The organism is Bifidobacterium sp. LH_424, from assembly GCF_056356895.1.
Genome location: NZ_JBKEVC010000001.1, coordinates 94,902 through 118,236, shown reverse-complemented (window position 1 = coordinate 118,236; position 23,335 = coordinate 94,902). Strand labels below are relative to the sequence as shown.

Annotated in this window: 15 protein-coding genes, 1 tRNA gene and 2 pseudogenes; 8 read left to right on the top strand and 10 right to left on the bottom strand. The window is 67.5% G+C overall.

The features are described from left to right. Nucleotides 1-27: 27 nt before the first annotated feature. A complete protein-coding gene (locus AC1AYP_RS00400) occupies nucleotides 28-4,122 on the bottom strand; it encodes a bacterial Ig-like domain-containing protein (RefSeq protein ID WP_476546461.1) in 4,095 nt (1,364 codons plus the stop codon). Between the two features lie 377 nt (nucleotides 4,123-4,499). On the opposite strand from AC1AYP_RS00400, the gene AC1AYP_RS00395 reads away from it, so the two are divergent. The 5 genes from AC1AYP_RS00395 (at nucleotide 4,500) to AC1AYP_RS00375 (ending at nucleotide 10,443) form a co-directional block, all read left to right on the top strand. Then, nucleotides 4,500-5,339, top strand: a complete 840-nt coding sequence (locus AC1AYP_RS00395) for an ABC transporter permease (RefSeq protein ID WP_476502601.1) — start codon at nucleotides 4,500-4,502, stop codon at nucleotides 5,337-5,339. Between the two features lie 84 nt (nucleotides 5,340-5,423). Beyond that, nucleotides 5,424-7,025 carry an Eco57I restriction-modification methylase domain-containing protein gene (locus AC1AYP_RS00390; protein ID WP_476502600.1) on the top strand — a complete coding sequence of 534 codons (1,602 nt, stop codon included), beginning with the start codon at nucleotides 5,424-5,426 and terminating at the stop codon, nucleotides 7,023-7,025. Continuing rightward, complete coding sequence (locus AC1AYP_RS00385; RefSeq protein ID WP_476502599.1) at nucleotides 7,022-7,732, top strand: PaeR7I family type II restriction endonuclease; 711 nt, start codon at nucleotides 7,022-7,024, stop codon at nucleotides 7,730-7,732. Before AC1AYP_RS00390 ends, AC1AYP_RS00385 begins: the two co-directional genes overlap by 4 nt. 277 nt (nucleotides 7,733-8,009) lie before the next feature. Beyond that, on the top strand, nucleotides 8,010-9,068 hold the full coding sequence (locus AC1AYP_RS00380; RefSeq protein ID WP_476502598.1) for an ABC transporter substrate-binding protein: 1,059 nt from the start codon (nucleotides 8,010-8,012) through the stop codon (nucleotides 9,066-9,068). A 187-nt stretch (nucleotides 9,069-9,255) separates the two neighbouring features. Beyond that, entirely contained in the window at nucleotides 9,256-10,443 is a 1,188-nt protein-coding gene (locus AC1AYP_RS00375; RefSeq protein ID WP_476502597.1) for a nucleoside hydrolase, read from the top strand. Between the two features lie 10 nt (nucleotides 10,444-10,453). On the opposite strand, the gene AC1AYP_RS00370 is transcribed toward AC1AYP_RS00375, so the two are convergent. From AC1AYP_RS00370 to AC1AYP_RS00345, 6 genes are all read right to left on the bottom strand, one after another. Then, nucleotides 10,454-11,245 carry an isoprenyl transferase gene (locus AC1AYP_RS00370; RefSeq protein WP_476502596.1) on the bottom strand — a complete coding sequence of 264 codons (792 nt, stop codon included), beginning with the start codon at nucleotides 11,243-11,245 and terminating at the stop codon, nucleotides 10,454-10,456. A gap of 5 nt (nucleotides 11,246-11,250) precedes the next feature. Further along, nucleotides 11,251-12,066, bottom strand: coding sequence for a DNA repair protein RecO (recO, locus tag AC1AYP_RS00365; RefSeq protein ID WP_476502595.1), 816 nt, complete (start codon nucleotides 12,064-12,066; stop codon nucleotides 11,251-11,253). A gap of 113 nt (nucleotides 12,067-12,179) precedes the next feature. Continuing rightward, nucleotides 12,180-13,928, bottom strand: a complete 1,749-nt coding sequence (locus tag AC1AYP_RS00360) for an alpha/beta hydrolase family protein (protein WP_476502629.1) — start codon at nucleotides 13,926-13,928, stop codon at nucleotides 12,180-12,182. A 68-nt stretch (nucleotides 13,929-13,996) separates the two neighbouring features. After that, nucleotides 13,997-15,217, bottom strand: a complete 1,221-nt coding sequence (ispG, locus tag AC1AYP_RS00355; RefSeq protein WP_476502594.1) for a flavodoxin-dependent (E)-4-hydroxy-3-methylbut-2-enyl-diphosphate synthase — start codon at nucleotides 15,215-15,217, stop codon at nucleotides 13,997-13,999. Continuing rightward, nucleotides 15,217-16,398 (bottom strand): 1-deoxy-D-xylulose-5-phosphate reductoisomerase, encoded by a 1,182-nt coding sequence (gene dxr / locus AC1AYP_RS00350; RefSeq protein ID WP_476502628.1) that lies wholly within the window; start codon nucleotides 16,396-16,398, stop codon nucleotides 15,217-15,219. Before dxr ends, ispG begins: the two co-directional genes overlap by 1 nt. Further along, nucleotides 16,398-18,245 (bottom strand): DivIVA domain-containing protein, encoded by a 1,848-nt coding sequence (locus AC1AYP_RS00345; RefSeq protein WP_476502593.1) that lies wholly within the window; start codon nucleotides 18,243-18,245, stop codon nucleotides 16,398-16,400. The genes dxr and AC1AYP_RS00345 overlap by 1 nt, the downstream gene beginning before the upstream one ends. A 139-nt stretch (nucleotides 18,246-18,384) precedes the next feature. Here AC1AYP_RS00345 and AC1AYP_RS00340 point away from each other — a divergent pair. After that, nucleotides 18,385-18,458 (top strand) — tRNA-Val (locus AC1AYP_RS00340). A gap of 60 nt (nucleotides 18,459-18,518) precedes the next feature. Here AC1AYP_RS00340 and AC1AYP_RS00335 read toward each other — a convergent pair. Together AC1AYP_RS00335 and AC1AYP_RS00330 are read right to left on the bottom strand one after the other, a co-directional pair. After that, complete coding sequence (locus tag AC1AYP_RS00335; RefSeq protein WP_476502592.1) at nucleotides 18,519-18,935, bottom strand: DUF3052 domain-containing protein; 417 nt, start codon at nucleotides 18,933-18,935, stop codon at nucleotides 18,519-18,521. Nucleotides 18,936-19,059: 124 nt separating this feature from the next. Further along, nucleotides 19,060-19,947 (bottom strand): YlbL family protein, encoded by an 888-nt coding sequence (locus AC1AYP_RS00330; RefSeq protein ID WP_476502627.1) that lies wholly within the window; start codon nucleotides 19,945-19,947, stop codon nucleotides 19,060-19,062. Between the two features lie 110 nt (nucleotides 19,948-20,057). Here AC1AYP_RS00330 and AC1AYP_RS00325 point away from each other — a divergent pair. Continuing rightward, nucleotides 20,058-20,943: pseudogene (locus tag AC1AYP_RS00325) on the top strand (zinc-dependent metalloprotease); the annotation flags it as partial. A gap of 44 nt (nucleotides 20,944-20,987) precedes the next feature. After that, a pseudogene (locus AC1AYP_RS00320) lies at nucleotides 20,988-21,728 on the top strand (zinc-dependent metalloprotease); the annotation flags it as partial. Here the strand turns inward: AC1AYP_RS00320 and AC1AYP_RS00315 are convergent. Then, a complete protein-coding gene (locus AC1AYP_RS00315; RefSeq protein WP_476502590.1) occupies nucleotides 21,729-23,252 on the bottom strand; it encodes an ATP-dependent helicase in 1,524 nt (507 codons plus the stop codon). It lies immediately after the preceding pseudogene. Nucleotides 23,253-23,335 lie beyond the last annotated feature (83 nt).

Sequence of the window (23,335 nt, the reverse complement as noted above, 5' to 3'; positions counted from 1 at the left end):
CCGGCGGACCGGCGGCCGGGCTACCGGCTACTGCCGGCGCCTGCGCGTGATGACCAGCACGCCGGCCGCCGCGACGAGCAGCGCGACGACGCCGACCACGCCGGCCACCGAGGAGCCGGTCGCGGACAGTCCCTTGTTCGGCTTGGCCGTCGCCTGGCCATTGCCGCCGGCCGCGCCGTTGCCGGGCGCGGGCTGCTGCTCCGGGCCGGGCGTGACGGACGCGGCCTTCACGGTCACCGTGAACGTGGCGGACACGCCGCGGTAGGAGACGGTGACGGTCTTCTCGCCGGCGCTGGCGGAGTCGAAGCCGGAGACGGTGTACTCGCCGTCGGCGAGCGCCTTACGCTCCGTCTTGCCGTCGCGCTGGTAGACGGCGGCGACCTTGAGTCCGGCGAGGTCGAGCTTGTCGCCGACCGTGTACTCGGTCTTCGTCGGGGCGGTCACGTCGAGCGAGGCGAGCGTGGCCGCGTCGAACGTGACCGTGTAGGTGGTCGTCTTCGAGCCGTCGGCGGAGGTCACGGCGATCTCGGCCTTGCCGCCGAGCGCGCCCTCCTTGACCGCGTCGCCGGTCACCTTGACGGTGGCCGCGTTGTCCTTGGCGTAGGCCTGCAGGACCGGGTTCGCTTCGGCATCGATCGGCAGCGCGACCGTGTAGTCGATCGTGGCCGGGTCGAATCCGCTGATGGTCGCGCCGTCGAGACGCAGGTCGCCGAGCATCGCGTCGGCGGCGGGGGCCGCGACCTGCTTCGCCTCGTAGATGCGCACTTCGGAGATCTTCGCGTAATAGTTCGCGTTGTCCGCGTAGGTGAGCTTCAGGCGCACGCCCTTGGTGGCGGGCAGCTTGTCGAGCGAGACGGTGGTCACGTCGCCCCGGTTGATGCGCGGGCCGGTCTCGGCGGTGACGCCGGAATCCTTCCAGGTCGTGCCGTCCGCGTCGAGGACCTGCACGGCGAACGACTTCGGGGTGGCTTCGCCGAACGAGACGAAGTCGAGCGAGTGGAGCGTGCGCGCCTTGTCGAACGTGTAGCTCACCCACGGGTCCTTGTCGTCGGCGGAGGATTCGCTCTTCCAGTTCGACCACGCCTTGCCGTCGGTCGCGCCGTCGCAGGTGTTGCCGATGACGTTCGAGCCTTCGGTGGAGGAGGCCTGCGCGTTGGCGCAGAACGTCTTGGCGAGGTTCTCGCCGTTGACGGTCTCGCCCTTGGTCACGTACACGGTGAGCGTGGCGGGGATGGTCGCGCCGGTGCCGCTGCCGTCGTCGACGGTGCCCTTGATGGTCACGGTGCCGGTCGAGGCGAGCTTGTCATCGGAGAGCGCGGACCAGTCCCACGTCACGTCGCGCGCGAACGCTCCGGAGGCGCGCACATGCGCGTCGGCGGTGGCGGGGGCGGCGGCCTTGACGTCGTCGACGGTGGAGCCGGCGGCGACGGTGACGGACGCCGGGTCGGTCGCGGTGAACGCGCCGACGGTCACGGTCGCGGTGACCGGGAACTCGTTGCCGTAGACGTCCTTGGCGACGGCGGTCGCCTCATAGGTGCCTTCCTTGGTGACGTCCACCTTGGAGACGTCCCAGCCGGCGGCGGTGACGTCAGCCTTGCCCTCGCCCCACGTGTAGTAGAGGGTGACGGTCTTCGGCAGCGCGGCGGCCTCGTTCACGGCGGTCTGCACGTTCACGGCCTTGGCGCCGGTCGGGGTGACGTCGCGCAGCGTCCACGTCTGGTTGTTCGCGGGCGTGTTCGCGGTGGAGGAGGTCCACAGGCCGACCTTCGTGCCGGCGTCGGTGCCCGCGCCGTTCACGTCGAGGTTCTGCTTGGCGGCGGCGTTGAGCAGCTGGTAGCCGGAGCCGTCACCGGTGTTGAGGATCCACTTGGCGGCCGGATCGGACTTCGCCTGTTCGACGGATTCATCGGACAGGGCGTTGGTGCCGTCCTTGGAGACGAGCACCTTGCCGTCGGCGTCGGTGATCACGTACGCCTTGAGGTCGGGGCGCTCGGTGCCGGACTGGTCGATCTGGGTGAACGTCCAGGTCTGCTTCTTCGCGTCGGCGGCGGTGGAGGCCACGTCGGCGAGGGAGAGCGCGGAGTCGTCCTTGGCGACCTCGGCGACGGCCTTGCCGGACTGCTTGCCGACGAGCTGGTACGTGCGGCCGGTCGCGGCGGCGACGGCAGAGTCGGAGTGGCCGGTGACGCCCTTCAACTGGATGGAGGCGATCGAGCGGGCGGGGACCGTCACGGTGGCGGTCTTCGCGGCCTTGTCGATCACGACGGAGCCCGCGGCCTGCTTGACGTTGCTGGTCTTGGCGAACACCTCGGGGGTGGCGGAGTCGACGCCCTTGTCCTTGTCGGACTGGGCGGTCTCGGTCGTCAGGTAGAGGTCGCCGGACGCGTCGTCGGCGATCTGGCCGTACTTGGACAGGTCGATGACGAACGTCTGGGCGTTGGTGCCGGAGTTGCGGTGCACGATCGTCTGGGTCGCGCCGTCGGCGGAGGTGGCGGTCATCGTGTTGTCGGTGTCGTTGTTGGCGATGACCTTGTCGCCGGCGTGGATGAAGCGGGTGATGGCCTTGACGCCGTTGTACTTCGCGTTCGCGATGACGGTGCACGGGGCGAGGCCGTCGGTCGTGCCGCCGTTGTTGTTGACGCGGCGCTCCGAGTACAGCTTGCCGTCCTTGCCGGCCACGGTGCAGTCGAAGTCGATGAGCACGGTGCCCCAGTTGGTGTTCTCGCCGGCCGGGTTGACGTTCGAACCCATCTGCATGTTGTAGAGGTCCTCGACGACCTGCCAGAACGTGAAGTCCTTGGACTGCAGGCGGGGCACGTTGGAGCTGATGTAGCTCATCATGCCGAGCGCGTTGTCGAAGCCGTACGGGTTGTACGAGCCGGACTGCCAGGAGCCGTCCACCTCGCTCATCGAGAGCTTCTTGCCGTCGGCCTGCGCGATGTCGCGGGCGAGCATCTGGCTGCCGGTGGAGTAGGCGTGCACGTTGTACTGGCCGACGAGGTCCTTGACCTCCTGCGGGTAGTCGTTGTAGGACTTGACGAAGTCGGCGGAGTTGGTGGCGTCGGTGGCGGAGATGATCGTGTCCGCGTTGCCCTTGAGCGCCTTGGACAGGGCCTTGATGGTGGCCTGCTGCTCGGCGTTGTTGACGTGCATGCCCTCCTGCGGCTTCTTCAGCGCGTTGGAGTACGGCGTGACGGTCTTGTCCTTGTCGGAGTAGTACTTGCTCCAGTAGTTGTTGATGAGGTTCTCGTTGGAGTCGCCCTTGCCGTCGTAGTCGGAGGCCTTCTGGGACGGGGTGCCCCAGTAGCTGGTCTCGGACTCGTTGAACGGCTCGACGGTGTCGACGTTCACGTTCGCGCCGAGGCTTTCCAGATGCTCGACGTTCTTGGCCATGTACTGGGCGAACTTCTCCGGGTCCTTGAGGTTGTTCGAGCCGGAGTTGTATCCGCCGGTCGCGTAGCCGCTGTTGGTGAGGAACCACGGGGCGGAGTTGGCGAACGCCTCGATGTCGGTGATGTCGGCCTTGCCGTTCGTGCCTTCGGCGCCGCGCTTGATCCACCAGTCCTGGGCCGCGGACTTGCTGAAATCGTACTGGCTGTCGTCGGTCGGGTCGAACGCGGCGGCGAGCTTGTCCTTGTCGGCCTGCTTGGTGGTGACGCCGCCGTAGACGTTCTTGGAGCCGTCGGCGTCGTCCTTCCACGTGCCGGGCACGGCGGCGCCCTGGCGCATGAACGGGTAGCCGTACGCCACGTCGGAGGCGTTGCCGCCGCCCACGTTGTAGCGGGCCATGTTGAGGTCGAGGCCGTCCGAGCCGAAGATGGACTGGTAGAACTGCTCGCGCAGCTGCTTGCCGTATGCGACGGCCTTCTGCTTGGACGCCTCGTCGCCGAGGTTGGTGGTGATGGACGATTCCTCGCCGAGGCTGCCGGTCGCGTTCGCGAACCATGCGAGCGAGGTCCCCCAGCCGTCGAACTCGTTGGCGTACCACGGGTTCGGCGTCACGGTGACGGCCGTGGCGCCGGCGTCGGCGGCGTTCGCCGTGCCGACGGCCGCGAACGCGCCGCCCGTCGTGAGCGTCGCCGCGGCTACCAGCGCCGCGAGCGACCTTCCCAGTGATTTCATTGATTCTCCTTGCCTTGTCGTTCCGCCGTCGCCATCGATGCGGCACCGCGTCTTCGCATGTGGGCCGTTCCACCGGTTCCGGCGTCCGCGTCGGCTCCTTCACCCGACGCCCGGAATGTTTGCGCAAACATCCCGATTGCGTCCCATCATACCACAAGAGCGTCGCCGAGGCGCCGTCGAGGCCGTCGCCACCCCGCGCGCGGCGGCGCGGCGGCGACGGTCCGCGGACGGCCCCGTCACGGCCTATACTGTGTGCGGCAGACGCGCGCCGGCCGGGAACGGCGGCGCGCGAACGACACGATGCGACCGGACGACGCGCAGGCTCCTCACCTTACTGTCCCACGTCCCGGCCGCGAGAAGGAAGCAAGGTGACCCTCATGACAGGAACGACGCACACGACCCCGCACGCGGGACCGACGGAACCATCCGCGTGGACGCGCGTCATCGCGGCGGTCTCGCGCCGCATCCCCACCATCATCGCCGTGGTCGCGCTGTTCGGCGTCTGGGAGGCGTGGGTGCGCATCGGCCACGTGCCCTCCACGATGATTCCCGCGCCGAGCGAGATCCTCCAGGCGACGATCGAGGTATGGCCGACGCTCGGACCGGCGGCGGCCGTGACCACGTACGAGGGCGTCGTCGGATTCCTGTTCGCCGTGCTGCTGGGCGTGCTCGTCGGCATCGGACTGTACTGCTCGCGCGTGTTCAACGCCGCGTTCTACCCGCTGCTCGCCGCCGCGCAGACCATGCCGCTCATCTCCATCGCGCCGCTGTTCCTCATCTGGTTCGGCTTCGAGACGTCCGGCAAAATCGTCATCACCGCCGTGTTCGGCCTGTTCCCGGTGGCCGTGCAGACCGTGCGCGGGCTCGAGGCGGTGCCCGAATTCTATTCGGACGTGGCCCTGACCTGCGGGGCGACCCGCTGGTGGACCCTGTGGCACGTGAAGCTCCGCGTCGCGGCCCGCCAGATCTACGGCGGCATCCGCGTGACCGCCGCGTACATCTTCGCCACCGCCTCCACCGCCGAATACCTGGGCGCACGCAAGGGCCTCGGCATCTGGCTGCAGGCCGCGTACAACTCGTTCCGCACGCCGCTCATCTTCTCCGCCACGTTCACGATCATCGCGATGACCTGCCTGCTGCTCATCGCCGTGAACCTGAGCGAGCGCCTGCTGCTCGGCCCGGTCGGCGACGACGCCGATCCCGACGCGGACCAGTGAGCGTGGTGTCATGAATGTCATTCGTGACACCACGCAGGTTCATCCGCCACCCCTCATGACGACCAAGGTAATACACTGGGGAGGATGAATCAGGAAACAGCGGGAGTCGTATATACCAAACCTTGGGTGGTGCAGCTCATGCTCGACATGGCTGGATACGTCGCAAATCGCGGAAAGGCACTATCGGAGCGTCTCGTGGTCGAACCCAGTTGCGGCGACGGCGCTTTTCTCGGAGAAATCGTACATCGGCTCCTTGCCGATTCCACCCCCACCTCCGATGAAGAATGGAAACAGCTGGGTGATGCAGTACGCGCGTACGATATCGATGAGCAGGCGGTGAATCGTTGCCGGGAATCCGCCGCGGGGATTCTGCATCAATATGGTTGCCCCGAAAGCATCGCGAAGGCTTTGACCGTCCGATGGATCACCAAAGACGATTTCCTCCTATCCGGAATTCCCGAAGCAGATTGGGTCATCGGCAATCCTCCCTACATCCGTGCCACAGATATGGATACCGTCACACGCGAACGGTACATGGCGGTCAGCAATTCGATGACAGCAGGAACCGACATTTACGTCGGATTCTTTGACCACGGCATCGACTCGCTTAAGCCAGGCGGCAAACTTTGCTTCATCTGCTCCGATCGATGGCTGCAGAATCAATACGGCACTCGCCTACGCGAAAAGATCGCTACCGAGGCGAATCTCGACACATTGGTCCGCATGCACGGCGTAGATGCGTTTGCAGAAGAGGTAGATGCTTATCCGGCAATCACCCTCATTACAAAATCCCGTCCATCTGAATCATTGAAATACATAGACTGCGCGTCGAATTTTACCGATTCGGACGCATCCTCGGTGCTCGCATGGATAAGCACCCCATCCGAGGTATCCGGATTGCGATTTTCCGCAGCAATCGCCCGAAAACCGCAATGCCCATCAGATATGTTTCCGCTGGGAACCCCCGATGATATGCGATTCGTGCTGCGGGCTCAGGAGCGGCTACCCAAATTGGAGTCAACGGGCGTGAACCTTGGTATCGGAGTAGCTACGGGCTGTGATGCGGTCTTCGTGACGGATAATCCCGATCTCGTAGAAAAGGATCGGATGCTGCCATTGTTCTATATGCGCGATCATCGACGTCATATCAACAAGCAACGCTGGCTGGTCAATCCATGGAATCCGGATGGTTCTTTGGTGAATCTCAATGATTATCCGATTATGGAGGCCTATTTCAACGACAATCGCACCAAACTCGTCAAGCGACATGTAGCCAAGAAACACACTTCGGCGTGGTACCGAACAATCGACAAACTCAACCCATCCCTCATGCACCGCGACCTGTTGCTTATGCCCGATATGGCCGCGACACCGGACCCCATTCTCAGTCGAGGAAAATACCCGCACCACAATTGCTACTGGATTGCCAGCGATGTGTGGGATCTACCAGTACTCGGCGGATTGCTGATGAGCGATCAGACCAAGACGTTCATCGATTGTCTCGGAGTGAAAATGCGCGGGAGGACACTCCGTTTTCAAGCCCAGTATCTGCGGCTACTCCACGTTCCCCAATACAGTGATATCGCTCGCCCGACGCGCGAGGCTCTGGCTCAGGCGTTTCACAACGGAGACAGGGAACTAGCCACCATTTCGACACGACAGGCGTATAAGGAGGCCTTGTCATGAGAAACGACGTCAAAGCGGCGATTCTGCAAATGTACCGCATGCTTGAGGAAGCCGCCCAACGGCAACGTACCGCCGGCGACATCGATCGTGGACGCAGAGCCGAAGCCACGTCAGGACGGCATCTCGACCCACTCGCCGATTTGATTCGCGAGGACCTCATTGCCGGAGGATTCTCCCCCGACGACATTTTTGACGGCACGGCGTATCAACTCCGTCTTCCCGGCTGGTATCGGCGCTCGAAGAACTGGGACATAGTCGCTCTTAACGGCGATGACGATTTGGTGGCGGCGATTGAACTGAAATCCATCACCAGTTCGTTCGGGAACAACGCGAACAACAGAGCCGAGGAGGCCCTGGGAAGTGCAGCCGACGCTCACGCAGCGTTCTCCGAACACCTTTATGGCGCCGACGCCATGCCTCCGGCGCTCGGCTATGTCATGATTGTCAAGAATTGTAAACAAAGCCGAGATGCCGGGCGAACCACACAGCAAACGCTTTTCGACACGGATTCCGTATTCGAGAATGCCTCGTACTTGGACAGATTCCGAATTTTGTGCGAAAGACTGAGAGCATCAAACCTGTATCAGGCAGTATGGCTGGTATATGCCGATCCAGACACAGGAATGGTTACGGAGCCCAGTCCGACGTTGACCTATGAGAAGTTCATAGCTACCATTACCGCGACCCTTTCGATTCATCGAGCGTAAACGATTCAGCCTTCCACCCACAGAGTCGATTGTAGATATCGATGGATACGAAAAAAAGAGAAATGAGATAAGCCTCCTCTACCCTCCCCTCTATAATGGCAAGCGCTTGTCCGGCGTGTGGCAAACGGCCCCCTCTCCCCTTTTTTCGCTTCGCATGGGAGGGCGGCCGGGGCGCCGGTCGGGCGGACTGTCAGGCCCTCCATGCCGTTCTCTGCCGATCGTCCGTCCGGAGCGACACCCAGAGAACGGTTGAGAGACAACGAACTAGGGATTCATCATGAAGCACAGCCTTGTGACCAAGGCCATCGCCCTCGTGGGCGCGATCGCCATGACGATCGGCGTCGCCGCGTGCGGCCAGAGCAACGACTCCTCCTCCACCGACGGCCTCAAGAAGGTCACGTTCATGCTGTCCTGGGCGCCGGACACGAACCACATCGGCGTCTACGTGGCCAAGAACAAGGGTTGGTTCAAGGACCAGGGCCTCGACGTGGACATCGTGGCCGTCGCGCAGGCCGGCGCCGAGCAGGCCGTGAACAACGGCAACGCCGACTTCGCGCTGTCCAACCTCACCAACGTGGGCATGTACAACCTCAAGGGCGCGCACCTGAAGCAGGTGCTGCAGGTCCAGCAGAAGCCGAGCGCCATCTGGTGCGCGCTCGCCTCGAACACCGCCATCAAGTCCCCGAAGGACCTGGACGGCAAGACGTTCGCCACGTTCGGCTCCAACGAGTCCGACGCGGTGGTGCGCCGCATGATCCAGACCGACGGCGGCAAGGGCGAGTTCGACAAGGTGACCGTCGGCACCTCCACGTTCAAGACGCTCGAATCCGGCAAGGCCGACTTCGGCGGCTTCTACGCCACCTGGGAGGGCGTGCAGGCCGACATGTACGGCCCGAAGCTCAACTGCTTCACCGAGCCCGACTACGGCGTGCCCGGCAACGCGGACGCGATCGGCGTGATCACCAGCGACAAGACCATCAAGGAGAACCCGGACCTCGTGAGGAAGTTCACGCAGGCCACCCAGAAGGGCTACGAGTACGCGTACTCCCACCCGGACGACGCGGCGGACATCCTCGTCAAGGAGGCGCCGGACGCGAACCTCGAGAAGAAGTTCGTGCGCAAGAGCATGCAGACCGTCGTCGACGGCCAGTACTGGGGCGATCCGGCCAAGATCAAGGACGGCTCCTTCGTGCTCGGCACCAACGACTTCGTCGAGCCGCAGAAGTACTTCGACTTCCTCGCCCAGGAGGACGCCTACACGGATTCCCACGACAAGGTGATCCACAAGGCCCCGAACACGAAGGACTTCGCCACCAACGAGTTCCTCGGCAAGTAACGCCGACTTGAAACGGCTCCCCTTGTCAGGGGAGCTGGCCCGCGAAGCGGGACTGAGGGGTAGTCGACCGCGGATATACGACGGCGTGCTCTCCCCCAGTCTACCGAACGACAAAGCCCCCTCTGACGAGGGGGCTTTGTCGTTCGGTAGACTGGTCGGCATAGCCATCATGGGAGGGGACGATCATATGGACATCGACCATACGGCCTGCAGGACCCGCGTCGTCGCGTGCGTGGATACGGGCGTCGACGACGCGATGGCGCTCGCGTACCTGCTCGCCTCGGCGGGCGAATGCGAACTGCTCGGCGTGCTCGCCGGCTACGGGAACGTGGACGCGGCCACGGCCGAACGGAACACGCGGATCGTGCTCGACCTGTTCGGCGGGCACGACGTCCCCGTGTTCCGTTCCTCGACGCATCCCTCATGGGCGGACGCGTTCATCCCCGACGCGGGATGCGCGCAGTTCCATGGGGCCGATGGGCTGGGCGGGACCGTCGGCGCGGCGGCGGCCGACCCGTCCGAACCGTCGGTACCGAAAGGCGCGATCGTGTCCGTGGGCGGCTACCGGACGGACGACCCGCATGCGAATCCGGCGGCTCCGGCCTCGCCGGCAGCCTCCCGTCCCGTCGCCAGATTATCGTACGGCCGCCCCCACCGGCCCACGTCCACGGCCTACGCCGGCCTGGACGCGGACGGGGACGGCATCGACTTCCTCATCGACGCGGTGCGCATGTTCGGCCGCCGCGTGACGGTGCTCTCCACCGGGCCGCTCACCGACGTGGACGCGGCGATCCGACGCGCGCCGGACATCGCCCCGAGGCTCAGGCTCGTGATGATGGGCGGCACGCTCACCCAGCCGGGCAACTGCTGGGACGCGGTGGCCGAAACGAACATCATCCAGGATCCGGAGGCCGCGGACCGCGTGTTCCATTCCGGCGCGGACGTGACGATGGTCGGCCTCGACGTGACGCACCAGTGCCTGCTGCCGCGGCGCGCGGTCGCCCGATGGCTCGACGCCGGAACCGACCGCGGCCGGTTCCTCGCGCGGATCGCCGGATTCTCCATCGCCGCGAACCGCAACGCCGATCCGAAGCTCTTCGCGGCCGGCATGCCGTTGCACGACCCGCTGGCCGCGGCGGTCGCCCTCGACCCGACGTTGGTCTCCACGTTCGACGTCGCCCTGCGCGCCGAGACGGCGACCGGCGACTTCACCGGCGTGCGCGGACGCACCACCGGCGACCCCGTGGGGCTCGTCACGCCGGACGTGCCGCGCGTCCACGTCGCCCTCGGCGTGGACGCGGATCGTTTCGTCGGCGAGTTCACCGACCGTCTCGCCATGATGTGCGACGCCCGGCCGTTGCTGAGGTACCTCTGACGCCCCTAGTTCACTTCTTCACGCCACCGAACCTGCGGTCGCGGTGGATGTAGTGGTCGATGGAGCGCCACAGGACCTCGCGGCCACAGTCGGGGAACAGCTCGGGCACGAAGTCGAGCTCGGCGTAGGCGGCCTGCCAGGGCAGGAAGTTCGAGGTGCGCTGCTCGCCGGAGGTGCGGATCACCAGATCGCAGTCGGGCACGTCGGGCAGGTAGAGGTGGTCGGCGATCATCTTCTCGGTGACGCGGTCGCCGCTGATCTTCCCGTCGCGCACGTCCTTCGCGATGGCGGCGCAGGCGTCGGCGATCTCGGCGCGGCCGCCGTAGTTGATGCAGAACACCACGTCGATGACCTTGTTGTGCTTCGTGCGCTCCTGCGCGACCTCGAGCTCGTCGATGACGGACTTCCACAGCTTCGGACGGCGGCCGGACCAGCGCACACGCACGCCCCACTCGTCCATCTGCGCGACGCGGCGGTGGATGATCTCACGCGAGAAGCCCATGAGGAAGCGCACCTCCTGCGGGCTGCGCTTCCAGTTCTCGGTGGAGAACGTGTACAGCGACAGGTAGCGCACGCCCGCCTCGATCGCGCCGGCGATCGTGTCGAACACGACCGGTTCGGCGGCCTGGTGGCCGTTGGTGCGGATCATGCCGCGCTCCTTGGCCCAACGCCCGTTGCCGTCCATGATGACGCCCACGTGGCGGGGCACCTTGCCCTTGGGAAAGTCGGGGATGCGGGAGGGGTCGGAGAAGGGGGCCGCCGGGATGTTCAGCGACGTGTAGTCCACGTTTTCGAAAGCCATGTCTGTCAATCTAGCAGTCGCATGGAACGTAGCGGGCGCTCGAGATAGTACTCGGCCCAATCCTCCACGAGACGCGCGGTCTCGGGCAGGAGCCCGCGGCCGTCGAGCTCCGTCCAGTCGCCGTCGGTCAGCGCCTCGAGCTGGGCGAGCGCGAGCGGCGTGATGCACTTCGCCTCGGGCGTGTGGTCCTTCGCGCACATGAGGCCGCCGGCGGGGATGGACAGGTACACGCCGGCGGAAAGGCCGCCCGTGAAACCGTCCGTGAAACGTTGCGGCTGCTGGGTTTCCGCCGTGCCGCCTTCCGTGGAACCGCCTGTGAAACCATCCGTGAAACGCCGTTGCCCGCAGACGACGCACGCGTGCAGGCGCGGCGACCAGCCGGCGAGCGCGAGCGCGCGCATCACGTAGGAGGCGGAGATCTGGTCGGAGGCGTGCGCGTGCTTGGCGAGCGCGTTCAGCGCGCCGATGAGCAGCCGGTATTGGCCGGCCACGCGCTCCTCCTCCGCGCCGACGATCTTGTCGGCGGTCTCGACGATCACGTTGGCGGCCGTGTACGCGTCGTAGTCGGCGCAGATCGGTTCGGCGTAGGCGGCGACGGATTCGGCCTGGGAGACGACGTCGAGCGAACGTCCCTGCGCGATGAGCAGGTCGGCGCGCATGAACGGTTCGAGGCGTGCGCCGAAGCGTGATTTGACGCGGCGCACGCCTTTGGCGACGGCGCGGATCTTCCCGTGGTTGCGGGTGAGCAGGGTGATGATCCGGTCGGCCTCGCCGAGTTTCGCGGTGCGCAGCACCACCCCTTCGTCTCGATACAGCGGCATGGTTCCCCATTATGGTGCGACGTGTGACCGGCGACGTGCGGCCGGTCCCGGGACACCCCCTCAGTCGGCTTCACCGACAGCTCCCCCTCAAGGGGGCGCCGGAGAACAACGAATCAGTAGACGAAGAGGCCCCAGAAGGCGAAGAAGAAGAGGACGTGGAGCATGGCAGCGGCGGTGAGCCAGAACAGGACGCGTCCGAAGCGCGTGTCGGCGAGCACCGGTTCGCGTCCGGTCACGATGCCGTGGATGGCGTCGCGCCGGGGCGGCCAGCGCAGCACGCCGCGCCGGGAGGCGACTTCGATGAGCCGGGCGAACACGCGCGACCACGCCCAGACGACGAGCGTGCACACGATCTCGATGACCGGCCAGCTCCACCAGATCATGCCCGGCTCCTCGTCGGGCGCGGCACCCCAGGCGAGTCTGACCACGGCCATGACCACCTGGCCGAGGCCGGCGGCGAACAGGAGGAGCGTCGCCATCGTGGTGACGGTGAGCGTGACGAGCGCGTTGCCGAATCCGTGCCGGAATCCGAGCCCCGGGTAACGCACGCCCCGATTGCGCCGCCGCAGCCGAAACGCGATGCGCCGGCCCAGCGCGATAAGCCAGGCGACGAGCGTCGCCAGCAGCAGCACGAGCATGCCCGCGTGCAGCACCGTGCCGTAGATGGTGAGCGAGCGTCGCGGCGTGAGGTCGTCGGGCACGGCGATCGACTGGTAGATCGTGTCGCCGGCGACGCGCTCCGATGTCTGGCGAAGTCCCGCGGCGGTGCCGGACGCCCAGGCGATCACGTCGTCCACGTAAGCATCGGCGAATTTGGTGCCGGTCTCCGCCTCGTCGCCGAGCCGCAGCACGTGGTTGGCGACCGGGTAGCTGCGTACGGTCACGTCCTTGTTGCCGGCCGCGTGGGCGAGGGCGAGCATATGCGTGACGCCGTCGACCTGCGCGGTCATCACGTCCTTCGACCCGTAGGCGATGAGCGTGGGTATCGCATAGGCGGACGTCTCGGGCAGGTCGAGGTCGAAGTTGTGCAGGCCGAACAGCGCCGTGTCCGCGTTGAACACGCGGCGCACGATCGACTGGTAGCCGTCGTTCGCGCCGACGAGCGCGAAGTCCTGGGAGACGAAGAAGCCGAGCGAGCGGCGCGGCGTGAACACCATCGGCGACAGGAGAATCTGGAACGCGACGTCCGGATCGTCGGCGAGCAGGTATTGCGAAATCCACGTCGATTCGCTGGTCGCGTAGATGCCGACCTTGGCCGCGTCCACGTCGCTCCGCGCGCGCAGCAGGCCGATCGCGGCGTCGTAGACGCGCGCGGAGGCCGGATAGTCGCGCGTGATGTCCGTGGTGGACCAGACGGGCTTGTCGATGACGGCGGTGACGAAACCGGCCGAGGCGAGCGCCGTGGCCATGTCGCCGAACGAGTTGTAGGCGGTGCCGAAGCCGGCGCCGTGCATGAACACGATGCCGGGGCGTTTGCCGGCCGCGCCGGCCGGTCGGCGGATGAGCACGGTCACGTCCTGCGTCTCGCTGTCGCCGTCGCCGTGCACGCGCCACGTCGAGTCCGCGGCGGCGTCGACCTTCACCCGGCGTGCGCCGCCGACCTGCGTGCCGTCGCGGCGCACGGTGATGGAGACCGCGGATTCCTTCACGTCGTACGCGCCTTCGCCGGCGGCCGTCGCGGTGCCGCCCGACGCGCCGTCGAACGTGACGGACGTGTCGTCGGTGAGCGTCGCGACGGTGCGTCCGGTCGGTTCGTTGTCCCACGGCACGGTGGTGAGGTTCGACACGGAGACGAGCAGGCCGATCAGGATGATGAAGATCGGCAGGCTGACGGACAGCCTGCGCCATCGCGACCACGGCATCTCCCGTGTCGCGTCAGTGCTGTCCGATGCATGCTCGTCGCGCGTCACACCGCTCCCCCGCGTCCGGCTCAGTGGCCGGGATGCTGGATCGGCACGACGACCGGGCCGGTGGAGCCGTCGGGCACCTGGCCCGCGGCCTCCATCTTCGCGGCCATGTCGTTGGCGATCTCGAGCAGCGTCTCGACGATCTGGTCCTCGGGCACGGTCTTGATGACCTTGCCCTTGATGAAGATCTGGCCCTTGCCGTTGCCGGAGGCGACGCCGAGGTCGGCCTCGCGCGCCTCGCCCGGGCCGTTGACGATGCAGCCCATGACGGCCACGCGAATCGGCGCGGTAACGTTCTTGAGGCCGTCGGTCACGGCGGAGGCGAGCTGGATGACGTCCACTTGGGCGCGGCCGCAGCTCGGGCAGGAGATGATGTCGAACTTGCGCGGGCGCAGGCCCATGTATTCGAGCAGCTTGCAGCCGACCTTCACCTCTTCGACGGGCGGGGCGGAGAGGGAGACGCGGATCGTGTCGCCGATGCCTTCGGCGAGCAGGGCGCCGAACGCGAGGCACGACTTGATGGTGCCCTGCCACTGCGGACCGGCCTCGGTGACTCCGAGGTGCAGCGGCCAGTCGCCCTTGGAGGCGAGCAGGCGGTAGGTCTGGACCATCGTGATCACGTCGTGGTGCTTGACGGAGATCTTGAAGTCGTGGAAGCCGACGTCCTCGAACATGTGGGCCTCCTTCAACGCGGAGGCGACGAGCGCTTCGGGGGTCGGCCCGCCGTACTTGGCGTACAGCTCCTTGTCGAGCGAGCCGGCGTTCACGCCGATGCGCAGGCTGATGCCCGCGTCGGTCGCGGCCTTGCAGATGTCAGGGCCGACCTGGTCGAACTTGCGGATGTTGCCCGGGTTGACACGCACGGCCGCACAGCCGGCGTCGATCGCCTGGAACACGTACTTCGATTGGAAGTGGATGTCGGCGATGACCGGGATCGGCGACTTGCGGCAGATCTCGGGCAACGCGTCAGCGTCGTCCTGGCTCGGGACGGCGACGCGCACGATGTCGCAGCCGGCGGCCGTGAGCTCGGCGATCTGCTGGAGTGTGGCGGGCACGTCCGCGGTGAGCGTGTTGGTCATCGACTGCACGGAGATGGGTGCGCCGCCACCGACCGGCACCGGGCCGACCATGATGCGGCGGGATTTGCGGCGCGGGTGGAGCGGCGACTCGCTGGTCAGCTCGACCGGGTCGCCGGTCTTGCGGAACGGTTTGTTGACGGGGTTCACGGTATTCAACGTATTCATCACTGCTTGTCTATCAGCTCGTCGGCCTTGGCGCGGGCCTCGCGTTCGAGCTGTTCCATTTCCTCCACGTCACGGAACAGCGGGTCGCCGCGCAGCTCGGCGTCCATCAGGTCGAGCACGGCCCTGACCGTGTCGACGATGCCGAGGTAGGGCAGGCGATGCTCGAGGAACGCGTGCACGGCCTGCTCGTTGGCGGCGTTGAGGACCGCCGTGTGCTTCTCGGAGGCGTTGAGGCAGTGGCGCGCGAGGGAGACGGCGGGGAACGCCTCGTCGTCGAGCGGCTCGAACGTCCACGAGGCGGCCTTCGTCCAGTCGCACGCGGCGGCCACGTTCGGCATGCGCGCCGGCGCGGACAGGCCGAGCGCGATCGGCAGGCGCATGTCCGGCGGGGAGGCCTGGCAGATGGTCGCGCCGTCGACGAATTCGACCATCGAATGGACGATGGACTGCGGGTGCACGGTCACGGCGACGCGTTCGGGCGGGATGTCGAACAGTCGGGACGCCTCGATGACCTCGAGGCCCTTGTTCATCAGCGTGGACGAGTTGATGGTGACGACCGGGCCCATGTTCCACGTCGGGTGGTTGAGCGCCTGCTCGGGCGTGATATCGGTCATCTGGTCGCGTTTCATGCCGCGGAACGGGCCGCCGGAGGCGGTGACGACGAGGCGCGCCACTTCGGCGTGCGTGCCGGAGCGCAGCGACTGCCAGATCGCGGAATGTTCGGAATCGACCGGGTTGATCTGGTCCTCGCGCGTCTGCGCGCCGAACAACAGGTGGCCGCCGGCGACGACGGACTCCTTGTTGGCGAGGGCGAGCTGCGAGCCGGCCCTCAGCGCGGCGATCGACGGTTCGAGGCCGATCGAGCCGGTGATGCCGTTGAGCACGACGTTCGCGCCGGAGCCGGCCATCGCGATGACCGCGTCCGGTCCGGCCTGCACCTGCGTGTGCTTCGCGCCGGCCTGCTCGAGTGCCTCGCGCAGCGCGGCCGCCTTCGTCTCGTCGAAGACGGCGACCTGCGGCACGTGGAACTCGGCGGCCTGCCGCGCGAGCAGGTCGATGTGCGCGCCGCCGGCGGCGAGGCCGACGACGGTGAAACGTTCGGGGTGGCGGGAGATGACGTCCAGTCCCTGGGTGCCGATGGAGCCGGTGGAGCCCAGGATGACGACGGTGTTGCTGTGGATCACTGCTGCTTCTTTTCGTCGTTGCCGAGACCCGGGAACGACAGGTTGGGGATTTCGAGGTTGCCGTCATCGGTGGACAGCAACGAGAACGGATTGGCCTGGACCGCGGGGGCCGGGGCCGGATTGGCCTGGACCGGCGCGGCGTGGGCCGCATGCGCCGCGTGCGACGCGCGGGTGGGCGCCGGCGCGGGGGCCGCGACCGGAGCCTGCGAGGACGTCACGGACGGGATGTCGAGGCGCGGCATCTGCGGCGTGAACGACGGCGCGTCGATGGCCGGGAACTCCTGCGAGACCGCGGCCATATGGGCCAGGGCGGCCAAAGAGCCGGTGGTGGGCTCAGGTTCGGAGGCCGCGGCGGGGGCAGGGACGGTCGTCTCGTGGGTCGCGGGAGCCGCGGCCACGGGAGCGGGCTGCGCGACCGGCTGCGCGGTAGCCGCGACGCTGATCGGCTGGGTCGGGTACGTCGACGGCGCCGGCTGCACCGGCTGCGCGGAGACCTCGATGGGCGCGGCTGCGGGAGCCGCGGCGGTCTGGGCGGGCGCGAAGGACGGTGCGGCCTGCACCGGAACAGTCTGCACCGGAGCGGGCGTCACGACCGGAGCCGGAGTCACCGGTTGCGCCGCATGCACCGACTGCACGGACGGCGTGAAGGAGACAGGCTGGGCGACGGGGGCCGCCGGCTCGACCGGAGCCGTCTGCACCGGCATCGTCTGTACGGGAACCGTCTGGACCGGGACCGTGGCCTGCGCGGCGGCCACCGGCTGCACCGGAACCGTCTGTACGGGAGCCGTGGCCGGAGCAGGCGTCACGACCGGCGTGACCGCGGGGGCGACCGCCGGCGTAGACGCGGCCGGGGCGACCGGCGTGGACGCGACGGACGCCGCGGCGGCGTTGCCGGCGAGCACGACGGACGGCGAGGCGACCGGCGGCTCGGGCGACGGGGTGAACAGGCTCTGCTCGGCCTGGCTCAACGCGTCGAAGCTCTCGGCGCGGGCCGCGGCGTCTCGAGCCGGCACGACGGGCGCGGACGCGGCCTGTGCCGGGGCCGCGGCGACGGGCGGGGCGGGCGCGACGGCCGGCGGCGCGTAGCTCTGCGGCGCATCGGAGACGTCGGCCTGCGGCGCGGCCGGACGCTGGTACTGGGCGTCCGGGGAGAACAGCGGGGCGACGCCGTCGACCGGCGCGGACACGGAAGCGGAGGCGTCATCGTCGCCGGTGGTGATGTAGTCGGCGATGCGGGCGAAGGATTCGAGACGGCTCAGCAGCTGCGCGCACGTGTTGAGGAAGTAGTCGACCTGGCGCTCGTCGTAGCCCTTCTTGCCCTTGCGCTGCGTGAACACGGAGTTGGAGACGAAGTCCGCGGTGATCTTGTCGAGGTCGCCCACGTCCTTCTTGGATACGCCGTCGAGCCCGAGCTCGGAGGCCGCCTTGTCGGCGATCTGGTCGGAGAGCCTGTCGACCTGCTTGCGGTCGTAGGAGGGGGTGCGCGGCTTGCCGGAGCCGAAGCGTTCGCCTTCGGCGCGGTCGAGATGCTTGACGATCTCGCGGTACAGCTCCTCCGTCTTCGCCTTCCACGCGATGCGCCCGTGCTGGGAGATCTCCCACGTGGTCTGCTTGTCGACCACGGCGCGTTCGAGGCGGGCGAGCGCCGCGTCCACCTGGGCGACCTCATAGCCGCCGCGGGTCAGATCGAAGGACACGTTCTGGATGTCCCGCTGCGTCAGCTGGGCGCCGTCGCTGTCGTACAACGCGTGCGCCCGCTCCAGAAACGCGTCCACCTGGGCGGGGTCGTAGCCCCACTTGCGCTTGCCTGCCCTGGGGATTCCGGCTTCGGATTGCTGCGCCATGGGCTATCAACCTCCTAGAGGAACGAACGGTACTGTCAGTCACCTTACGTGATTGTTGGGACGCGGCCGGGCGCCCGGACCCCCGCGTGCGGCCGTCTTCGCGTGTTTCGCCGGGGGTTACGCTATGGTGTTGCGGTGCGGGCGATTAGCTCAGTCGGCTAGAGCGCCACCTTTACACGGTGGATGTCGGGGGTTCGAGCCCCTCATCGCCCACAATCGACCGAAGAGGCTTGGAATCATGCGGATTCCAAGCCTCTTCGTCGTATCAGGCCGTCAGCGGCCCTTGCCGTAGGCGCGCAGATGGATGCCGTTCCAGTCGGGGCTCACGGTGATCGGCGTGGCCGCGTTCATGCCCGCGGTCTTCGCGGCGGACTGCACGGTGCTGGAGCTCGCGGCGCCGTCGCGTCCGGGCTTCGGGGTGAGCACCCACAGCGGACCGTCGTCGCCGAGCACGGCGTACGCGTCGACGATCGTGTCGGACAGCTCGTCCTCGTCGTCGCCGTCCCGCCACCACAGAATCACGCCGTCCACGGCGGAGTCGTAGTCCTCGTCGACGAGATCCTGCCCGGTCAGATTCTCGATCTTCTCACGGATCGTATCGTCCACGTCGTCATCCCACAGCCATTCCTGCACGATGTCGCCGGGTTTAAACCCAAATTCCTCAGCGTTCTGTGATGCGGTTTGATTCACGCAGACCACAATACCAACACACGGCGAACAGGAGCGTTAACAAACGGGGAAAAATGAGACGGACGCGCGGCGAGACGCGCATGGCGGCGGTCGGCGCGACGCCGCGCGCGCCCGCCCCGCCGCCTCACTTCGCCACGCAGTGCGGCAGGGACTCCCCCTTGCCCTCGCCGATGGCGACAAGCGCCGCGTACGCCTCGTCGAGCGTGGACACGCTCACGTCGCGCAGCCCGTCCGGCACGTGGCCGACGACCTCGTTGCAGTTGGACTTCGGCGCGAGGAACCAGGTGGCGCCGTCGCGTTTCGCGCCGATCATCTTGAGCCGGATGCCGCCGATGCGCCCGACCTTCCCCTTCGCGTCGATGGTGCCGGTGCCGGCGATCGTCCTGCCGCCGGTCTCGTTTTCCGGGGTGACCTTGTCGATGAGGCCGAGCGTGTACATCATGCCGGCGGACGGGCCGCCGATGTCGTCGACGTGCATCGCGACCTTCATGCCGGACACGTCGACGCCCTTCTTCTTCAGGAAGCGCTTCGCCGCCTTCACGGCGTCATCCTGCGAGGAGGTCATCTCCTTGCTCGTCTCCTTGCGGTACTCGTCGGTGGTCTGGCCGGCCGGCACGACCGCCTCGCGCGGCGTGACGACGCGCTGCGGGTCGAGCCACGACCAGATCACTTCGGCGTTGGTCAGCGGATAGCCGGGCACGCCGTTCGCGGAGATCGTGACGAGCAGGAGGCGGCCGGAATCCTTGTGCGTGGCGATGCCGGTCACGCCGATCACCTGGGAGGCGTCGCCCTTCCCGGACGGGACGGCGCCGAGCACGTCGCGGGTGGGTCCGGGCCATTCGGTCGCATACGCGCTCGGCAGGCACAGCGTCACCGCGCACAGGATGACGGCCGCCGCGCCGGCGAACCACCGGGGCGAGCGGGAGCGGACGTAGCGGACGAGGCGCGCGGGCGCGGCGCGCAGGGAGCCGGCACGCGGGGAACCGGCGTTCGGGGAATCGGGGAAAGGCATGGGCATACCGCGCATCATACCAGCGCACGCTTTGCGCGAAACATGCCCGGGACACCCTAATATGGACGGCAGGAAACGCAACCCGACGGCGACAGACAAGAGGATCCGATATGGACGAGAACGCAATCCACGAGTGGCTGATCAAATGCTTCGGCCCGGTGCAGGGCGAGATGGCGTGGCAGCAGATCTCCCAGCTGCCCGATTCGATCCGCGAACAGCTGATGAGCCAGGATCCGAGCACCCTGCCGAACCCGGCGGAGGTGCAGCAGATGATGGCCGCGTTCACCGCGGGCGGCCTCAACACGATGGGCGACATGAACCAGGTGGTCGAGGAGGGGCCGATCAACGTGAAGCTCGCCCGATCGCTCGCCCTCCAGCAGGCGAACGCGGACGGCTCGCGCACGAGCGTCACCGCCGCCGAGGGCGCGGCGGTGCGCCGTGCGATGAGCGAGGCGAACCTGTGGCTGGACACGGCGTGCGAGTTCGATCCGGCACCCGGCGAGCCGCAGGCGCTCACCCGCGCCGGCTGGGTGGAGGACACGCTCGACGCGTGGGCGAAGTTCGCCGCGCCGGTCGCCTCCTCGATGGGCGAGGCGCTCGCCTCGGTGATCTCCGAACGTCTCGGCGGCGCGTTCGACGGCGAGATCGCCGGCATGTTCGCCGGCCCGGTGCCGATTCCGATTCCAGACGGCATGAAGGACCCGAAGCAGCTGGTCAAGCTGCTCGGCAACACGTCGTTCGCGATGCAGCTGGGGCATGCGGCCGGCTCGCTGAGCCGCGAGGTGCACGGCGGCTTCGACCAGGGCATCGCGCTGCTGTCGAACCCGGCGGGCGCGCTGGTCGCGCAGAACGTCGAGGAGTACACGAAGCAGCTCAACGGCGGTTCCGGCGCCGCCGATGCCGGAACCGCGGACGGCAACAGCACCGGCGCGGGAGCCGCGTCCAACCCGATCGGCTTCACGTCGGCGAAGCCCGCCGACCATCCGGCCTCCGACCCCGAGACCGAGGCCCTGTTCGACGACATCGTGCGCCCCGACCCGATTCCCGCCGAGGAGGTCATGGCGTTCCTCGCCCTGCGCGAGGTGGCGCATGCGCGCCTCTATTCGGCGGTGCCGTGGCTGATGCCACGCTTCGAGGCGCTGATCGGCAAGTACGCGCGCGGCATCTCCATCGACCTGGACGCGATGGAGGAGCAGCTGCGCGACGCGGGCGCGCTCGACCCGGATTCGATCTCCGGCGCGGTGAACCTCACCAAGGTCGGCATCCCGGACACGCCGGAGCAGCGGGAGGCGCTGGCCGCGCTCGAATCCCTGCTCGCGATGGTCGAGGGCTGGGTGGACTGCGTGGTGTGGCGCGCCGGCATGGCGCACATCCCGCATATCGAGCAGCTGCGCGAGATGATGCGCCGCGAACGCGCGACCGGTGGCCCGGCCGAGCGTACGTTCGAAAGCCTGCTGGGCCTGGAGCTGCGCCCGAAGCGCATGCGCGAGGCGGCCGGCATGTGGGAGATGATCACCTCCGCGGAGGGCGTCGAGGCGCGTGACGCGAAATGGTCGCACCCGGATCTGCTGCCCGTGCTCGCCGGCGACCACGGCACGGCCGCGCAACCGGGGGCCACGGGGACCACGGGCGACGCGGATTCCGGCAAGGACGGCGACGGCAAGGGTGGTCCCGACGGCAAGGGCGAATCCGGCTCCACCGGCACCGACTGGGATGCGGAGCTCTCGAAGCTGCTCGGCGAGGAAGGCGACGGCCCCTCGGACGTTTCCTCGGCCGAATGATCAGCTGAGGAAACGGCTCAAGCGACGGTACTGGGAGCCCATGCCGTCCTTGGACCGGGCGTAGGAGACGTGGAGCGTGTCCTCGGCGCGCGTGATCGCCACGTACATGAGGCGGCGCTCCTCCTCCAGTTCATCCCCCGGCTGGGGCGAGCCGTAGGGCATGAGGCCCTCCGAACAGCCGATCACGAACACGTGTTTGAACTCGAGGCCCTTCGAGGCGTGCACGGTGGACACGGTCACGCGCCCCAGCTTCGCCGCGAGCCGGCGGGCGTCCTGGGCCTCGTCGTGCTCGCGCAGCGTCTCCGCCATCGCGAGCCGCGCGGCCATGTCCATGTCCGCCACCGGCGAGGCGGACGCCCAGCCGTTGTCGCGCTTCACCCGGTAGCCGATCCCCGCATGCCGCAGCGCCGCGCAGCATACGGCCTGCTGCGCGTTGATGCGCGTGAGGATCGCGCAGTCGGCCGGGTCCTCCCCCTGGTCGATGAGCCGGCGGATGCGCATGACCACGCCGCGCGCCTCCTCATCGTCCGTCTCGTACACGGTGCGTTCGATGCGCCGGCCGCCCTCGCGCGCCGAGATCAATTTCAGATACTCGTGCCTCACCGGCGAGGCAGCGAGCACCCGGTTCGCGTAGGAGACGATCTGCGGCGTGGAACGGTAGTCCGTGTTGAGGGAGATGTCGGCCGAAAGCGGTTTGAACTCGTCGGCGAAGGCGAGCAGGTCGTAGCTGGACGCGCCGGCGAACGAGTAGATCGTCTGCGCCGGATCGCCCACCACGCACACGTTGCGGTTGTCGCCCAGCCACAATCGCATCAGACGGTGCTGCAGCGGCGAGACGTCCTGGTACTCGTCGACGGTGAGCCATCCGACCGAGCGTCGAATCGCGGCGGCCGCCTCGTCGAAATCCTCGATCACGTGGCACGCCATCAGCAGGATGTCGTCGAAATCCATCTCGCCGCGCGACGTCTTCTCCCGCTCATACGCGTCGTACACGTCGGCGAACCGGTCCGGTTCGAGGCCGGCGGGGCGGCAGCGGCCGGTGACGGCGGCGACGCGCGTCGCCTGGTCCGGCGCGACGAGCGAGATCTTCGCCCAGTTGATCTCGTCGCGCACCGCGCGCACCGTCGTGTCGTCCTCGTCCACGCCCGCGTCGACGCGGCGCAGGGCGCGCGCCGTGATGTCGCGGGCGTCCTCGACGAGCCGCGGGAACGGCGCGTCGCACACGTCGGTCCACACGCGGCGCAGCTGGCGCAGCGCCGTCGCGTGGAACGTGGACGCCGTGACCTGCTCGCCCACGCCGAGCGACGCGAGACGCACGCGCATCTCGGCGGCCGCCTTGACCGAGAACGTGACGGCGAGCGTGCGCGACGGGTCCCACGCGCCGGTCGCGCACGCGTGCGCGATGCGGCGCGTCACCGTGCGCGTCTTGCCCGCGCCGGCGCCCGCGACGATCCGCACCGGACCGTCCAGCGCGGTCGCCGCCGCCGTCTGCGCCTCATCCAACCCGTCGAGCAGCCTGTCCATGCCCTCATTGTGGCACACCGCGCGGCGGGCGGGCGCGACGCGGTCGGCGTGTACTAATGTGGGAGTGTGACAGAACGTAATGA

Coding starts and splice junctions, on each gene's coding strand:
- AC1AYP_RS00395 (WP_476502601.1), top strand. CDS start 4,500: ATGACAGGAACGACGCACACGACCCCGCACGCGGGACCGACGGAACCA.
- AC1AYP_RS00370 (WP_476502596.1), bottom strand. CDS start 11,245: ATGGCTTTCGAAAACGTGGACTACACGTCGCTGAACATCCCGGCGGCC.
- AC1AYP_RS00345 (WP_476502593.1), bottom strand. CDS start 18,245: ATGGCGCAGCAATCCGAAGCCGGAATCCCCAGGGCAGGCAAGCGCAAG.
- AC1AYP_RS00315 (WP_476502590.1), bottom strand. CDS start 23,252: ATGGACAGGCTGCTCGACGGGTTGGATGAGGCGCAGACGGCGGCGGCG.
- ispG (WP_476502594.1), bottom strand. CDS start 15,217: ATGAATACGTTGAATACCGTGAACCCCGTCAACAAACCGTTCCGCAAG.
- AC1AYP_RS00375 (WP_476502597.1), top strand. CDS start 9,256: ATGGACATCGACCATACGGCCTGCAGGACCCGCGTCGTCGCGTGCGTG.
- AC1AYP_RS00360 (WP_476502629.1), bottom strand. CDS start 13,928: ATGCCGTGGTCGCGATGGCGCAGGCTGTCCGTCAGCCTGCCGATCTTC.
- AC1AYP_RS00390 (WP_476502600.1), top strand. CDS start 5,424: ATGAATCAGGAAACAGCGGGAGTCGTATATACCAAACCTTGGGTGGTG.
- AC1AYP_RS00400 (WP_476546461.1), bottom strand. CDS start 4,122: ATGAAATCACTGGGAAGGTCGCTCGCGGCGCTGGTAGCCGCGGCGACG.
- AC1AYP_RS00385 (WP_476502599.1), top strand. CDS start 7,022: ATGAGAAACGACGTCAAAGCGGCGATTCTGCAAATGTACCGCATGCTT.
- recO (WP_476502595.1), bottom strand. CDS start 12,066: ATGCCGCTGTATCGAGACGAAGGGGTGGTGCTGCGCACCGCGAAACTC.
- AC1AYP_RS00330 (WP_476502627.1), bottom strand. CDS start 19,947: ATGCCTTTCCCCGATTCCCCGAACGCCGGTTCCCCGCGTGCCGGCTCC.
- AC1AYP_RS00380 (WP_476502598.1), top strand. CDS start 8,010: ATGAAGCACAGCCTTGTGACCAAGGCCATCGCCCTCGTGGGCGCGATC.